Here is a 16682-nt window from a genome sequence, read left to right on the forward strand (position 1 = left end):
CTTAAATAAAAGGGAAATGACTTGTTTTTGCTTTAATATGAAAAGAAATTTATTTTTTTATTAATAATTACAATGGTTGTGAATTAAGGTATAATCAGTAATTGAGGTATATTATTGATGTTTATGTTAATAAAAAGTAATATTTTTCACTAATAAATGATTTTAATGTTAAAATTTTCATTAATTTCCAAGCGAAAATTAATACATTTTTATTAACCATGAAAAACACTACTTACTTTAGTAGGCAGCACATCTTCAGATGGCTCCTGCTATGTTGGCTCCTTGTACCTTGGGGGCTGCAAGCACAATCAACCCATATTACCTGGGATTCTCAGGTCGGATGTCAGATCTTCCGTGGAGAAAAAGGCGCAGGAGAGAATTCTGTTGCTGCTTCGGATATTGATTCCGGTGCCTGTATCCGCGTCTGCGAAGGCAGTACCGTGAAGTATACTGCCCACGGCTCGAATATTAGTTTTGTAGCATGGATCCCTACGGGGGGAGTGCTGCAGAGTACTTCAGGCGGGGCAAATACTACTGCAGAAATTGCATGGGGAAGTGCTGGAGCAGGTTCTTTGCAGGCGACAGTTACATTTGCTGACGGAACTATTGAAATCCAGGACATCTGCATCGAGAAAATAAATAAACCTTCTGCAAATTTTAATCTTGTTAATCTGAAAGACATCGTATGTAAAAATACCGAGGTTCATTTTGACAATTTATCTCATGCAAATGGAGGTACAGATATTGTTAATTATTTCTGGGATTTTGGTGACGGAACCACATCCACGGCTTTTGAACCGTCCCATACCTTTACTCAGGCTGGCGGCGTTACGGTTACATTAACGGTAACCAATAAATGTGGCTGCTCAGAAACAACTTATCAAAAAATAGAAATCACAGAAGCTCCACCTGTACAGATTAGCTGTGCTTCAGTTGTATGTGAAGGAAGTGCCGAAAGGTACAGTGTGAAAAATGGCTGCAAAGGAGAATGGAAAGTGATTGGAGGGGCGTGGCAAAATATTTCTGAAAACGAAATTGAAGTAAAATGGGATAATGTAGATCCTGAAGACGGTTTTGGCTATGTAATGTATAAATCTGAATGTGGCTGCCCGGTTTGGACAACAGTTAAAATTCCTGTGATTTTAAAAACAGCAAAAATTAAAGGAGAATCTGTTGTGTGTTTAGGTAAACAATATACCTATTCACTTCCACAGTGGCCAACTACACAGGTTGATTGGGATGTTACAGGACCTGCTCAGGGACAGTTGACATATAACCAACAAAGAAATGAAATTCTTTTCACTGGGCATGTACCAGGTACTTATACCCTTACCGCTTCATATAAAAATACATTATTACAATGCGGGGGTACTGCACAAAAAACGATTGTTGTAGAAGCTCCTGTAACAATATCAGGTGGAAAAGAGGAAATCTGTGTGGGAACACCACAGACATTTACGGCTTCTCCTAATGTTCCTGTTATCTGGAATGTTACTTTAATGGTGGGGTAGTGCATACATCGCCACAGCCAACTACGGCTCCTCTTGATTATCCTTTCCTGACACCAGGAAATTATGTGATTACGGCAATGAGAGGAGGATGCGAAAGTAATCCGATATTGATTAAGGTGGTGAGTATTCCAAGACCGCCAAGAGGATTTATCATGGGAGATGTTGTAATATGTCCGGGTAGACCTTACAGCTATTCACTTGTAGCACCACAGCCAGCTGGAGTAATCCCTGTATGGAGTGTTACAAATGGTACTATCCAGGGAAGTAATGCAGGTAATGGTGTTACTGTTATCTTCAATCCGGGCGCCTCTTTTTACTCGGTATCTGTTGCTTACAGAACAAATAGCCCTGCGGCTTGCCAGTCTAAACCAATTTCATTGGATATAAAACCAATGGATATTAATAAGATCTTTATTTATCAGAATTCAGGACCATTCTGCCCAAGCAGTACTCAGACTTTTGAGGCTAATTTAGGGGATATTGTTCCGGATTCTATGGAATGGAGCTTTGATAATCCTAACTTCGGAAGTTTTGTATCCGGGCAGGGTACCCCTTTTGTAACAGTAAACATCAATGAGGTTACTAATAGCATATATACAACTAACTTAAAACTTGAAGTTGTTGTATGCGGGCAAAAGAAGATAATTACAATGCCTGTTAGTAAGCTGGCTCTTCCGGTGGTTAACTTTACGAACGTTGGAAAGATATGTTTAGGTTCAGATCTTCACTTTACTGTTGATCAGGGAGGAATTACTTCTGCAACAGGGGTGACATTTACGTTTGCAAACGGAAATACTCATCCGGCAACATTCAATCAGTCCGGAGTATATGATTTCCCAAATAACGGGTATATTCAGAATAATTCAGGTGGAAACGTTAATCAGATCGTCACTGTAACTTACACAGGAACTAATGGATGTGCATATCAGCCAACAGCAAGTGCAAGCTTCATTATTCTTCCTGAAACAATTATTACGGTTTCACCAGTGTACAACCTTATGGTTTGTGATGATTATCCTTTACAACCTTATACACTTACAGCTAACAGTTCTACTGGGCTTACAAATATTGTAGAGTGGCAATGGTTTAAGAATGGAGGGGCATTACTAGGATTTAATACTAATTCATATACCTTATCAGGAACTGGTCTTGCGGGAACTTATAAGGTGAGAGCTAAGGATATTAATGGTTGCTATGTGTATTCACAGGAGATTAAAGTAATCAACTCCTGCCCAACAACAAGCAGTTGTACGGCACCGCCTACGGTTACCTTTACTCCGAAATGGACTGGTTGTAATACTATTACAGTAAATAATTTAAATGTAAGTATTCCACCAGATGAAATCCAGTGGGTATCTAATAGTGTACTTACTTTAGTAAGCCCTCAAGGGCAGCCTACAGCTACATTCCAAACTGATCTTGCCGGAGCACATATTGTGAGTGTACGTTTAAGATATGGGGCATGTTGGTATTCAACAAGTTTTGAAGTTAGAAAACTGTATGAACCTAAGTTTAATGTAGGACAGGTTTGTAATGGTAACGGTTACAATGTTACTTTATATAATTCATCTACCATATTTGAGGTTAATCCTGCTTCTATAGAATACAGATTCAGTATGGCAGGACAGCCGGATCAGGTTGGGCAGACGGCTACTTATAATAATCTGGCTCCAGGTACTTATACCTTTACCATGAAGGTGTCTGTACCATCACAGCCATCATTGCCGGCATGTATCATTACGAAAACTGTTACATTGGCCCCTGTTCCGAACACGAACTTTACACTTCCTGTTAAAGCATGTAAAGGAGAGGTAATTACTCTTTCACCTGGTTCGTATACTCCTGGAAATATCTATACATGGTATTTTGACGGAACATCTTATGTAACTTCACAACAGAATTTAAATGTTACATTCAATACTGCTGGGCCGAAAACGGTAAGTTTAATGGTTAGAACTCCTCAGGGATGCGTATACAATTCTACTATTCCACAAAATATTACTGTTTATGCAGCCAACCTGGACGGAAACCTCAGTCCACTAAGTGCAGTTGCATGTGTGGGATCTTCACCACTGATTTCATTTACACCTCTAGGTACAGCACCTACAGGTTATATTTGGATGAATGGACCTAACCCGGTACCGGGAGCACCTAACTCAATGAATTTTGTACCAACGGAATCAGGGAATTACTGGCCGGTATTGGTTTCAGCACAAGGGTGTAAAACCAATATAATGAGTGTTAAAGCGGTAGGTGTTGCATTTAAGAGACCTCCGTATGTAAATATTTCAGGGCAGGCAAACATTTGTTCTAATACCCAAACAGTACTTAAAGGTATTTTAACAGACAATACGCTGGAGTACAGATGGAAGAAAAACGGAGTTCCGTTGTCAACATTATGGCTTACTTCTCAACCGGTGGCTTATACTGTAAGCGGATTATCTGCAGGTACTTATACCTATACTCTGGAAGCACGTGTGCCGGGAACAACAGATTGTTCAGGATCTAAAGATTTTGTTATTACTGTGAGCAATCCACCTACAGCACCTACAGTAACATATACTCAGATAGGATGTCAGCCTTATAAAATTAAACTTACGGCATCCGGACCAGCCAATGGAGAGTATAACTGGAGTAACGGAATGAGTGGACAAACCATTACAGTGGATGAAGGCGGTAAATATAAAGTAATCTATACTGCTCCAAGTGGATGTAAGGTATTTGGTATGGTAGATGTACCATTGAGTATCGAAAGTCTGATGTGGGTATTCCCTACAGGATGCTACAGTTATTGTAGAGGTAAAGACCGTTACATTCTGGGGCCAAAAGGAACCTTTGATTACCACCAATGGGAGAGATTCGGGGTGAATTTGCAAAGTGGAACTAATACTTTCATTGACTCATTCTATTTTATTGACTCACCGGGAACTTATAAGCTAAGAATTGATCAGAATGCAGGTGGAATGCATTGTGAATATTATTCAGGAGCAATGAATTATTATCCTGGGAAAGATTGCGGTATAGAAACACAATGTAGCTTTGATGTTAATATTACTGCATTCAAATGGGATGGAGATCATTATAACGTTCATGGAACAATCTATAATGCAGGAAGCCTACCGGTAATGCTTAATATCTCAAGTGCTAACGGATATGGAACTTATTTCCCATCCATGATTACCATTCCGGCAGGAGGAACATATGATATGAATGTCAATCCATTGACTTTCTATCCAAATGCCAGCTTCCCTGGAGGTAATGATGCGATCTTATTCTTTGGACAGGATGATTGTAAGTTCGTTGGTGAGCCACAAATTATAGGCAAATCTGTTTTTGCAGACAGAGGAACAACACCAAGTCTTACTACGGCTTCTACTCTGAAATTGATGCCAAATCCTGCGAAGGATGTAGTAAAGGTCTCGTATAATACAGGTAATGAAAAATTACTGGCAACACAGATCAAAGTTTTTGATACCATGGGTAATGTCAAATTCCAAAAAGAACTGAAGTCATCTTCAGGAGATGTGAGTGTAGATATTTCCAACTGGTTGCAAAGTACTTATATTGTTATTGTACAGGCAGGAGAGAAATCTCTGCAAGGCAAACTGATTAAAAATTAATCCATACTTCATTTTAATAAGCAGTGTTCTCTTTGGAGAACACTGTTTTTTTATATAACTAGGATAGCTTAATAGACAATGCAGGCAGTTTTTAATATTTACAGCCAGAATACATTAATACATTTCTTCACTGTAGACCTGTCTTCCAAGATAGAACAGTTCGTGCTTCTTTAAATTCACATTATCTTCAAAAATATCATGAACAAAATGTACCAGTTCATTTACTTTTTCCTTTTGGGTAATTCTGATGCGGGACTCAAAATTAGAAGTAAACCCACTCTTGGTGTAATTTAATGATCCGAGATAAGCTACCTGTCTATCGATGATATAAATTTTGGAATGCAGAAACTTGCTATCGTATCGATTATTCCGGATGAATTTGAAATTTAAATTTTCAGAATACTGATACGTGTAGATCTCCATCTTTTCAACTTCCGTTTTCTTTTCCCAGCATCTGAAGAATCCATACAGAGAGACAACAGCCACTAAAAGAGCAACCAGATTATTTGAATTGGTAAGATCATCCACAAGATGGATTCCAAAATAAATAAGAGCGAAGATTCCCAGGCAGAACAGTGCAATAGAAGATAAAAAGAACAAGCTTTTCAGGCTTTCTCTCTTTTCTTTTTTCTTTATATCGGTGACTCTATTCTGGTGGATCAATTTTCGTAATATGCTTCCATATTGTTCCGGTCGGAGATCGCTGAAAGCTAATCTTACCCTGATATTTCTGTTTTTCAGCATAAGAAGATCATCCAGTTTTACTTCATCAATATAAGGGGAGATGATGAGAACTTCTGCCTTTGCATTCAGGATATCATTATTCAGTTGATTGCCTGCGTTTTGTCCTACAAATACTTCAACTCCTTCACTGTTTTCAGTATTAATTTTAAAATAATATTTTTTTCTTTCCTTATAATACACGTTTGATGTTCTTAAATGGTATTGAAATGATAGGTTTCCAGGTATATCCGTTTCTTTAAAAATAAGATATGGTCTAAAACCGGGATCATCCTGAGGTTGTAATTTAGGTGCCAAATTTACGTTTCTTTTTATTGTCTGCTTTATGGGAAGGCATAAAAAATTATATATAAGGTTTGGAATAAAGAATCATGTACAGATCATCTGCAGGAAGGGTTATTAAAAGCTGTGCATGGAAAGAAACCTAAGCATTGTTTGTAATCTGTTTTTGATTGATGAAAGTTAATAAAAGCTATTTCTTATTTTTGCAGAGAATAAATGACCAAGCTGTTTATTCCAAAACATGAACAATACATTTTCCGATAATCCTCAAGTGGGAGCCGTTTCTACATTTTCTGAACTCATAGATACCCATTTTCACGGAGATATCAATGCGATGTGCTGGCACAGGAGTTTGGAAGGAGACTTTAAAGAAATTGTTGCTAAGCTCCAGTTAAAAGATAATATTACTGAAATTTCAGCTGAAGATCTTTTGGCATTGCAGCTATCGGAAGAAGGAAATATCGCCAGAGAAATAATTCTGAAAGATTTACAGTTATTAACGGATTTCGGAGCATTACCCTCTCTCAATCTGCTTAAAAATTATGATAGGGATGAAGAGTTCGATTTCATTTCAACTGATGTCTATTCGTATCATGTAGACCGTTCACCCATTGGTACAGATACTTTTTTATGTACTTATTACGGTGCAGCAAGTGATATTTTGCCTAATGATCAGTCTATACAGAAGATTTTGGTTCCTGAAATCAGAGAGAAACTCAAAGAATTACATGACGGACCTGAAGAGGAGTTTGAAGACTTTTTGAAAGACTGTTTCTTTGATCTGCATTATCAGGCTAAACCCAATGCAGAGCCCACTAATCTTGGATTAGGACATCTTTGGCGCTTGGCAGTAGATCATCCGACTCAAAAAGTTTTACCCTGTGTACATAGAGCTCCGGTTGAAAATGAAGGTGAATATCGCCTGCTTTTGATCTGTTAAGCTGCTTTAAGAATACAATTCATGTGTACTGCAGTTGGGGTTTTCACTCAAAAGTAGTACCTTTAAAGTATATTATCCCTATTTTACGGTCTGTTGACCAGTAACTGAGGCTACAAACTGTATTGAATTTTGATGACTAATGACTAGATCAATTGTAATTTTAATTTTCTTTTTAAGTGGTTTTTTCTTTTTAAATGCACAGGAGAAGAAAGATTCCCTTTATTATAAAATAGAAGAATTTTCAGATAAAAGAAAAGTCACCAGATTCCTTCACCGTTTTATATTCCGTAGAGAAGCAGACTCAACGTCCGTTAAGTCCAGAACCGAAAAAATACCACAGGAAGCATATAATAAGCGGTACATCCGAAATGTAAGGATTGAAGCCATTGACCCTTTTGGGTATGATTCCAAAGAACAGAAAGAAAAATTAAAATGGTATGACTGGTTTGCAGACCATCTTCATTCCACCACAAGAATTTCTACTGTTAATAATTACTTACTTTTTAAAGAAGGAGAAGAATATAATGCCCAGAAACTCTATGAATCTGAACGTTTGCTGAGAACAATGCCTTTTATAAACAGGGTAAATATCAGCGTTTCCGATGATACTTCCAGCAAAGATTCTATTGATGTTGTGGTGAAAGTTCTTGATTCCTGGAGTTTAAAACCCAGAGTGAGTTACTCAGGAAGTAAAATTGGCCTCGGAGTAACAGAAGAAAACGTACTGGGCTTGGGGCATACCTTAGATTTCCTTTACAGAAATGACTCTAAAGAAAAGCAGGATTATGTTTTAGGAAGCTACACTACCTATAATCTTTTTGGTTCTTATGTCAGTGCTCAAATTCTGGGAGAAAGGGATTTTTCGAGAAATGAAAGAATTAATTTCAATGTCAGAAGAGATTTCTTTTCCCCTTTAACCAAATGGGCAGGTGGTTTCACTTTTGAATATTTTATGCGGAATGTTTTGCTTCCAACAGGAACAGATACGGCATATCCTCAGGTTCAGATCAAAGTATACAGTCAGGATTTATGGGGTGGTTATCAGATTCCGGTTTCATCAGATCCCAGTGAAAAAGTTTCCAGTAATATTGCGATCATAGGAAGATTTCAGAACTATCAGTATAAAGACAGTCCGGGAATTGATCAGTATAAGTATTTCAGCTCTTACAATAGTCTCCTGATGTCTGTAGGGCTTATCAACAGGCGGTTTTCTGTTCAGAAGAATATTTTTCAATACGATTTGCCGGAAGATATTGCGTACGGAAACTCTGTAAATCTTATTGCAGGTGGTTTATCAAGAAATGATGAAGTGAATCCTTATGTAGGAATTTCTGCATCTTACGGGAGTTTTACAAAGCTGGGATACTTCACTCTGAAAGCACAGTTCGGAAGATTTTTTAATGAAGATGATCAGAATCGGGAGTCTTTCCGTATCGATGGAACGTATTTTACCAATCTTATGGATTGGAAATTTGCTAAAGTAAGACATTTCTTTTCTCCTACTTTAGCTCTGGGAAATCCACAGCATAATTATTCTTATAAAGACCGAATTAACCTCTCTTCAGCGGATGAGTTCCCTGTTTATAACGCGGATTATATTGGAACTAAAAAAATGGTGTTGAGGTATCAGCTCCAGATGTTCGTTAATAAAACCTGGAAGAATTTCCACTTCAGTCCTTATTTAACGATGGCTGTAGGCTGGCTGGGAATGCCGAATGACAAGCTGCTGAATACCCGTGCAAATACTAAAATAGGAATAGGAGTGTTGATTAACAATCCGTTCCTGGTGTTCAACAGGATTCAGGTTTCCTTTACCTATTATCCGCGTGTTCCATTTGATTATAACTCTGTTTTTGACTTTAACAGTAACAGGAATAATCTTCTGCCAATGAATAGTTTTGCTACAGAGGTTCCTCATTTTGTGAACTTTGGGAATTGATAATCAGGCTTCTTTGCTTTAATTACTTATCAGAATATAAAAAAACGGATAATGTCACTGTAATTTCTATATTTGCAGGAATTGAAATTTAGAATCTAAAACAATATTTTAATTTCAATAAAAAGCTTGAAATAAAATAACCATAAACAAAGAAGAGTAAAGAATGGATAAAATTAATGTCTTGATTATTGTAAATATAATCTCTTTATTCATCTCACTGTTTCTGGCATTTTTCCTGATTACCCTCAAAACAAGGTACAAAATAAGCAATGCTCTGTTTGCTGTTTTTCTGGTGTTAAATGCAATAGATATCAGTGAACCTTTGTTTAACATGATGGTTGATGGCCCATCTAACTTTGGAATGTTTAGAACCACTTTCGCTTTTCTGCAGATTCCGGTTTTTTATCTTTATATCATATCAGTCTGTTACTCTGACTTTAAATTAAAACCGAAATATTTACTGCATCTGCTCCCGTTTTTAGTGGTTAATCTGGTTTTACTGCCCCGTTTTTATGCCGTAGATGCTGCATCAAAAATAAGTTTTATTCAGAATCGTCAGAATATGATTGAGTTCCAGTTCATTCATATTTTAATACATCTTCAGATGGTAATATACTTTATTGCTGTTTTCAGAGTATTGAGAAAATCGAAGAAATTATATCTTGAAAACTATGCAGGGAAAAGCATAAATTCCTATAATTGGCTGTTCCAGTTTACGGTTGTACTCACCATTTTATATGCGGTAGCTCTTTTAAAAAACATTTTTAAATTTTCAGACTATCCACATATTTCAGAAGGGCTGAAGATTAGCCTTTGGGTTTCTTCTCTTTTTATTTTTTGCTGGTATTTATTCAAAGCATTAAACAATCCGGATCTGTTCAGAAATGTTGATTCAAAATTAAAACTCGTTTCTGAGATTGTTGCAGAAGAAAAGATCAGTGAGCAGCCCATAGTGAATGAAAAAGAGTATAATGAAGAACTTCTGAAACTGAAAGATTATATGGTTGATAAAAAGCCCTTTCTTAACCCTTCACTCACTATTCAGGATATCTCCAGAGAGATTGGTATTCCTACCCGGGAATTATCTGTTTTAATCAATCATCAGTTAGGACAGCATTTTTATGATTTCGTAAATACATACCGAATAGAAAATGCTATGGATATTTTAAAAGATACTACAAAAAGTAAAGTAACAATCCTTGAAATTCTCTATGAAGTTGGTTTTAATTCAAAATCTTCCTTCAATACTGCTTTTAAAAAACATACAGGGAATACACCAACTGAGTATCGTAAAAATATACAAATCAGTAGTTTGTAATTATTCGTACTCTTTTTTGTAAAGATTCACACCTATTTTTTTGAACAAATGGGACCGAATACCTTTATTCGGTCGCCTGTTTCTGTTTTCTCCCACATCTTTGTATCGAAATAATTTTTAAACATAAAAAAAACGATACAATGAAAACTTCATCAAAATTCTTAGCAATAGCATTATTTGTAAGCAGCTTCTCTTTTGGGCAAAATGTTTCCCAAAAAATTGATTCTATCATCAGCGATAATTATAAAAAAAATCCTGAAGTAGGAATCAGCGTTGGCTTTATCAATAACAATGAAGAATATTATACAGCTTATGGCAAGCTGAATGCAGAAAGTCAAACAAAAATTGATAAAAATTCTCTATTCGAAATTGCATCCATCACTAAAATTCTTACATCCAATTTAATTGCTCAGGCAGTGTTGGATCATAAACTGAAATTAGATGATTATATAGACGGATTCCTTCCTAAAGAATATGTACTACAGCCGAATCTCAGAAACAAAATTAAAATTTCAGATCTGGCATCCCATCAGTCTGGCTTACCTGATTTAGATTTTCCAAAATTGATGGAACTGAATCCGCAACAGCCTGTAAGCAGTGTGACTAAGGAAACATTAACAGGAATAATCAATAACTGCAGCGAACTGAAAGATTATGGTAAATACCGCTATTCTACCATTGGATATACTTTACTTGGACAAATTTTAGAAAAAGTGTATGGTAAAAGCTATGATGAAATTATCAGAGCTAAAATAATAAAGCCATTACATATGAATAGTACATTAACGAAAGACTTTAATGTGCAAAACATAACAACGGCTCACAACCCAAACGGAGGAATCCAGGAGTTTTTCAAATGGAACATTACAGCATCTGCAGGATTGGTAAAATCTAATACTTCCGATATGGTTACCTATTTAAAAGCAGTTTTAAATGAGAAAACAACAGTAGGGAAAGCTGCCATCATCACAGAAAAAATCGTGTATAAAGATGAAAAAAGAGACATGGGATTAGGTCTTAATATGATGACGGATGATAAAAATACCATTTATTCGAAATCAGGAGATTCTATGGGACAGTCTTCCATCATCTGTTACAACAGAAATAAAAAATGGGGTATTATCATCCTTCTTGACTATAGAAACTCAAAAATGAGACAGGATCTGTTGAATAAAATTTATGATACAGTCCTGAAATAGATTAAAAACAGTTAGATAAATAATAAAACCACTTACCTTAAAAAAACAATACCATGAAAAATACTCTTTTTATATTAATTACTGCACTCATCGTGTTGAGCTGCCAAACAAGAAATAGTGCAGTAACCTCAAAAAGAGATTATAGCTTTATTACAGATAGTTTGCATATTGATAAACAGTTAGAAAAGTACAAGCTTCCGGGATTTAGTCTTGTTGTTTTTGAAAACTATAAAATTGTTTACTCAAATCAGACAGGAGTGAAGTCAACGAATTCTAAAGAAAAATTAGATGTAAACACTGCCTTTTCTACAGCATCAATCACAAAACCTATCACAGCACTTCTTTGCCATATCCTTGATGAAAAAGGACTCATTAACCTTGATGAGCCCATTGATAAATACTTAAAACGCTGGCATTTACCAAAAAGCAAGTTTACGGAAAATAATAGCCCAACCTGGAGACAGTTTTTTAACCATACTTCAGGTACAAACCAAGGCGGGTTTTCAGACTATTATGAAGGAGATGTCATTCCAACGATAAAACAAAGCCTTTTAGGGCAAATCCCAAGATATGATAAGGAAATTGAATTCCTGTTCACACCGGGAACAAGTTTTGAATATAGTGGTGGCGGATATGTAATTGTTCAGATGGCATTAGAAGATACATTGAATAAATCTATTGCAGAACTGGCACAGGAACATCTTTTTGGACCTCTTGGTTTAACGAATACAACTATGATACAGCCTAATGAAAAAGGATTCCCAGTGGATGTAGCTTCTGTTCATGATAAAGATGGAAAAGTTATAAAAACAGGCTTGCCCATTACACCACAGATTGGAGCATCAGGAGTATGGTCTACTCCTACAGACCTGGCTAAGCTTTCTATTGAGATACAAAACGCTTTACGCAATAAAAATAATAAAGTGATTTCTTATAATATAGCTCAAAAAGTAACGGGAGTAACAGCTTTGAAAGATGCCGTTGGAGGTTGGGGCTACGGATGGCAGAAGTCTGTTGCTTATAACAATTACGATTGGTTTATGTGTAATGGTTCCAATACTGGAGTTGGAGGAAGCATTTTAGCTACTATGGAAGATGGAAATGGTTTTGTAATGCTGGCGAATGGTGAAAAACCTAATCGTATTCCGGTGATAAACGATGCCTGTATAAAACTCCTGACAGTAATGAACTGGAATAAGAAAATAGCCAATGAAAACATTCAGGAAATCCCTTTGAGTTTAAAAAAACAACTTATCGGAACCTATAATGATTTTCTTTATGGGCAGGGAGCCGAAACGAAAATTGTAGAAAAGAATAACCGTCTTTATGTTGAATCTCAATTTTTAGGATTTTTTAAAGGAAAGAATGAGAATGAGTTACAGTATCTGAAAGATGGGACTTTTAAAATTGTAGATTATCCAAACGGATTAAAATTCGATATCAGTAATGAAAAGGTAAACTCTGTTGTTTTAACAAGAGGTTCTATGAAAACAGAAGTTCAGATTACAAAAAAATAAATACAGATTTCCCACGAAAGAATTAATGAGTTTAAAACCAAATATCAAAAAATGATCAAAAAAATTCTTCTATTAGCTTTTATATCAATATGTACAACAGGTTTCGTAGCAGCAAAGGCAAAAATTCCTTTTGGCAAAATAGACAAAATAGAGATTGTGGCAGATTTGCCTGATACTGAGAAATATGCCGTAAGTGAAGGCTCGAAAGAATACCTGGATTTAGCAAGAATGCATCAGGAATATAATATCGCCTGGGTAATTCCAGCCTGGATAACACAGGAGCCCAAATTGGTTTTAGCCCAAAAAGACAGCGATGAATATTTCGAATTAAACCAGGAACAGCTTGCCCAGATTGTGAGTGAAAATAAACTGAATCAGGAAAATCTTCTGCAGCTTGGACTGTACACAAAATACGGCGGAAAGCTTATCGTACTGTTGATTATTGGACTAATTCTTTATGGAATTTTTTCTAAAGACAAGCCTAAAAAAGTAAATCCAACAACTATTTAATTATTAAAAAACTTAAACCAAATAAAATATGAATCCATTATTTTTAATTCCAGTCGTAGTCATTATTGCAGGTATCGCTTTCATGATCATCATGAATAAAAAACATAAAGCTGCAAAATCAGAAATTAATTTAGATTCTGAAAGAACTAAATATAACCAATACAAGCAAGAGCTTTTAGCCCAGGATTTTTCAAAATTAGCACAATGGATGCAGGGTAAGCGAATTGACGCTTTTACTTCAGCATCTGTTCCCCAGTCAACAGCCAATAAGGTGCAGGAATTTGTAACTGATGGCATGAAAAATATAGCATTATCTGCCATGGGTCTAAAGCTTAAACGAATTGAAACAGAATGTTTTTGGGCTTTAAGCGGAAATGATTTACATTTTTTCAGCACTGATACCGTTGGGGAATTAGAAGAACATATTGTATTTGACAGTTTTAGGCTTGAAAAAGCAAATCTTCAATATGGTGGTATTCTGAAATCGCAATTAGGAGTCTATGCAAAATCATCAGAAGAATATTTACCCAAAATACATACAATTACTTTTGATATTGACGGAAGTTCTTTACCCCTTGAAATTCATGACAGACTTCATTATCCAGTTGATCCGGAAGATATGCTTAATCTCAAAAAACAACTGAAAACAAGAGCAAAAAATCAAGTAGTTGGCGAAAAACTTGTGGAAATTTTGCAGGACAGATTTCCTAATCTAAAAATGTCTTAATATAGCATGGGATTTTTTTCCAAGATTTTAAATTCATTTAAGAGTATACGATTAAATGATAAAAATAGAGTAAATGGCTATTTGTTAGATCATTTGCTTGTAGGTTCAATGTATGCCGAGCAGCAGTCGGCATACCTGAACTCTTATGAAACGGGATTAAACAAATCCGATATTACAAAGCTAGTGGTGACATATTGGGGAATAACAGATAAAAATCAAGCTGTAGAAACTCTCCAAAGCTTGCATACCAGAAATCAAGATAAAAACCTTGATGCTGTCTATAAAGCATTTGAAAATCCAGAAAACTATGTTGATCTTTTAAAATCAAATCTTCCGGATGAAAAAGACGATTTTGAATATTATCTGGATCTGTTCAGACAATTAAGAAATGTGGTTCCTCTATTGACCGAGCAGAAGATAATTACAGATTTTGCTCAATTAAAAAGAACAAAAGATAGTGGCTGGAATTATGGAAGAGGAGTGTTTTTAGCACGTTGCTGCCATGAGTTAGGTTATATTTCTGAAAAAGAACTTATAGAATATTTAGAAAAGTCCCACAGAGAATTGAAACAGTATTGCAGTACCTGGAAAGAATATACAGCGAGTTATATTGTTGGAAGAGCAATTTGGAGTGGCGACTATAATAATGGAATGATACAGATTGCAGATGATCTGCTGAATAACAGCAAAAGCCCACTCAAAAATAGAATGTATCTCTGATGATAAAAAAATATGTTCAAAAACCAGTAAACATGAAAAATTCAAAATTAATACTCCTTTTAGGAACTAGCTTACTCTCTGTAACAGGCTTTTCACAAACCCAAACAAGTAAGAGAGAGCTCACCGTAACGAAGAATCAGACCGATCTTTCCCATAAGCTGTCAAAATATATGAGTGCCCAGGCAGAGGTGAATGGATTTAGTGGTACCGTTCTGATTACCAGGAAAGGTACCGTGCTAATGCGGGAAGCCTATGGTTTGGCAGACCGTGAGTGGGATATTAAAAATACAACAGATACCAAATTTCAGTTAGCGTCAGTTACAAAGCAATTTACAGCAGCAGCTATTCTTCAGTTAGTAGAAAATGGAAAATTATCTCTTGATGATAAGTTAAGTAAATTTTTTCCAGATTATCCTAACGCAGAAAGTGTTACCATTCATATGCTGTTGTCCCATTCTTCAGGACTTCCTTTAGGGTTTAAAGATTTGGCTTTGACTACGATATCTGCTGATTCTGCCTATAATGAAATAAAGAAAATGCCCTATGAGTTTTCGCCAGGGACTAAAAGTGAATACAGTAATGTTGGGTATTATTTATTAGGGAAGATTATTGAAAAAGTATCAGGCGAAAAATATGCAGTTTTTCTGAAAAAAATATATTTGAAAAAGTAGGAATGAAGAACACAGGAATCAGTAATAATGATTCTATCATTCTTAAGAAAGCGAAAGTGTATTACCACACGGAAAATGGATTGGCTCATAATCCATATATCAATTGGGGATTTAATATGGGACATGATGGAGCTTATTCTACCGTTGAAGATCTGGCATTATGGGACAAAGCACTTTATGGGACAACCGTTTTATCAAAAGAAATGAAAACCCGGATGTTTACTTCCTATAACGAACAAAGTTTTGGATATGGCTATCTTGTCAACCCTTTCTACAATCAGGGACATCAGTTAATTGCACATGATGGTGGTTTCTTTGGAACAATGACTTCCTTCAACCGTTATACAGATGATGGTCTGTTTATCACTGTTCTTTCCAATAATCAGTCTCCTTCCTATATGCTTGCCTACGGATTGGCTGCCATATGTTTTGGAAAAGAGGTTGAGCTTCCTTACCATCATCAGAAGGTTAAAAACAATGTGTTACTGTATCCGCTCTTTACAGGGGATTATGAGGATATTAAAATCCTTGAGAAGGATGGGAAGCTCTATTACAATGACCTGGATATTGAGCTGTTTCCGGAATCTGATCATAAATTTTTCAGATCAGATGATGATAACAGAACTGTAGAGTTTATTAAAGATGCTGATGGGAAATACTCAATGGTTAAGCTAACAAAAGTCGGGGTTGCAGAGATCAGAAAGAGAGTGTCTTTAAATAAAAAATAGCAGGACATAGCCATTGAAGCTATAAGATATTCAGACTGTGAAGTCTTCAAATTTTGAATATCTTAGCTGTAAGTTTTTATTGATTTTAATGTGGGGCTTATATTGTTTTAAATACCGGGATTTACCTGTTTTTACTGTCTGTAGGTTGTATGAGTAGTGCTTAATAACCTGTATACCACTGTATGTTGTGAAATACAACTATAAGTAGTGTCATTACAACCAAGAGTAGCGGTAATCTTACTTGCTGAAGATGAATGGA

At 35.9% G+C, this 16682-nt stretch carries 11 protein-coding genes and 1 pseudogene; 11 read left to right on the plus strand and 1 reads right to left on the minus strand.

Going from position 1 to position 16682, the window contains the following annotated elements; translation table 11 throughout:
- The first annotated feature begins 218 nt into the window (after positions 1-218).
- Positions 219-1511: a PKD domain-containing protein gene (locus BOQ64_RS12255; protein WP_129055622.1), complete on the plus strand. Its 1293-nt coding sequence runs from the start codon at positions 219-221 to the stop codon at positions 1509-1511.
- Entirely contained in the window at positions 1511-5131 is a 3621-nt protein-coding gene (locus tag BOQ64_RS12260) for a T9SS type A sorting domain-containing protein (protein ID WP_129055624.1), read from the plus strand. Before BOQ64_RS12255 ends, BOQ64_RS12260 begins: the two co-directional genes overlap by 1 nt.
- Positions 5132-5245: 114 nt before the next feature.
- Here BOQ64_RS12260 and BOQ64_RS12265 read toward each other — a convergent pair whose 3' ends face one another.
- Positions 5246-6169 (minus strand): phospholipase D-like domain-containing protein, encoded by a 924-nt coding sequence (locus tag BOQ64_RS12265; protein ID WP_164975797.1) that lies wholly within the window; start codon positions 6167-6169, stop codon positions 5246-5248.
- 226 nt (positions 6170-6395) lie between these two features.
- On the opposite strand from BOQ64_RS12265, the gene BOQ64_RS12270 reads away from it, so the two are divergent.
- From BOQ64_RS12270 to BOQ64_RS12310, 9 genes and pseudogenes are all read left to right on the plus strand, one after another.
- Positions 6396-7094 (plus strand): DUF1826 domain-containing protein, encoded by a 699-nt coding sequence (locus tag BOQ64_RS12270; protein ID WP_129055628.1) that lies wholly within the window; start codon positions 6396-6398, stop codon positions 7092-7094.
- 139 nt (positions 7095-7233) lie between these two features.
- Complete coding sequence (locus BOQ64_RS12275) at positions 7234-9033, plus strand: hypothetical protein (protein ID WP_129055630.1); 1800 nt, start codon at positions 7234-7236, stop codon at positions 9031-9033.
- A 163-nt stretch (positions 9034-9196) separates the two neighbouring features.
- Entirely contained in the window at positions 9197-10351 is a 1155-nt protein-coding gene (locus tag BOQ64_RS12280; RefSeq protein WP_129055632.1) for a helix-turn-helix domain-containing protein, read from the plus strand.
- 140 nt (positions 10352-10491) lie between these two features.
- The gene (locus tag BOQ64_RS12285) at positions 10492-11550 is read left to right on the plus strand and encodes a serine hydrolase domain-containing protein (RefSeq protein ID WP_129055634.1); all 1059 of its coding nucleotides are present in this window, start codon (positions 10492-10494) and stop codon (positions 11548-11550) included.
- A 53-nt stretch (positions 11551-11603) separates the two neighbouring features.
- On the plus strand, positions 11604-13067 hold the full coding sequence (locus tag BOQ64_RS12290; RefSeq protein ID WP_129055636.1) for a serine hydrolase domain-containing protein: 1464 nt from the start codon (positions 11604-11606) through the stop codon (positions 13065-13067).
- 51 nt (positions 13068-13118) lie between these two features.
- Positions 13119-13577, plus strand: a complete 459-nt coding sequence (locus BOQ64_RS12295; protein WP_129055638.1) for a hypothetical protein — start codon at positions 13119-13121, stop codon at positions 13575-13577.
- A 28-nt stretch (positions 13578-13605) separates the two neighbouring features.
- Positions 13606-14304, plus strand: a complete 699-nt coding sequence (locus BOQ64_RS12300) for a hypothetical protein (RefSeq protein WP_129059724.1) — start codon at positions 13606-13608, stop codon at positions 14302-14304.
- An 81-nt stretch (positions 14305-14385) separates the two neighbouring features.
- A complete protein-coding gene (locus tag BOQ64_RS12305) occupies positions 14386-15024 on the plus strand; it encodes a DUF1266 domain-containing protein (RefSeq protein WP_228448347.1) in 639 nt (212 codons plus the stop codon).
- A gap of 239 nt (positions 15025-15263) precedes the next feature.
- A pseudogene (locus BOQ64_RS12310) lies at positions 15264-16423 on the plus strand (serine hydrolase domain-containing protein).
- The last annotated feature ends 259 nt before the right edge of the window (positions 16424-16682 follow it).

Source organism: Chryseobacterium sp. CH25, assembly GCF_004119455.1.
In the GTDB taxonomy this organism is placed as follows: domain Bacteria; phylum Bacteroidota; class Bacteroidia; order Flavobacteriales; family Weeksellaceae; genus Chryseobacterium.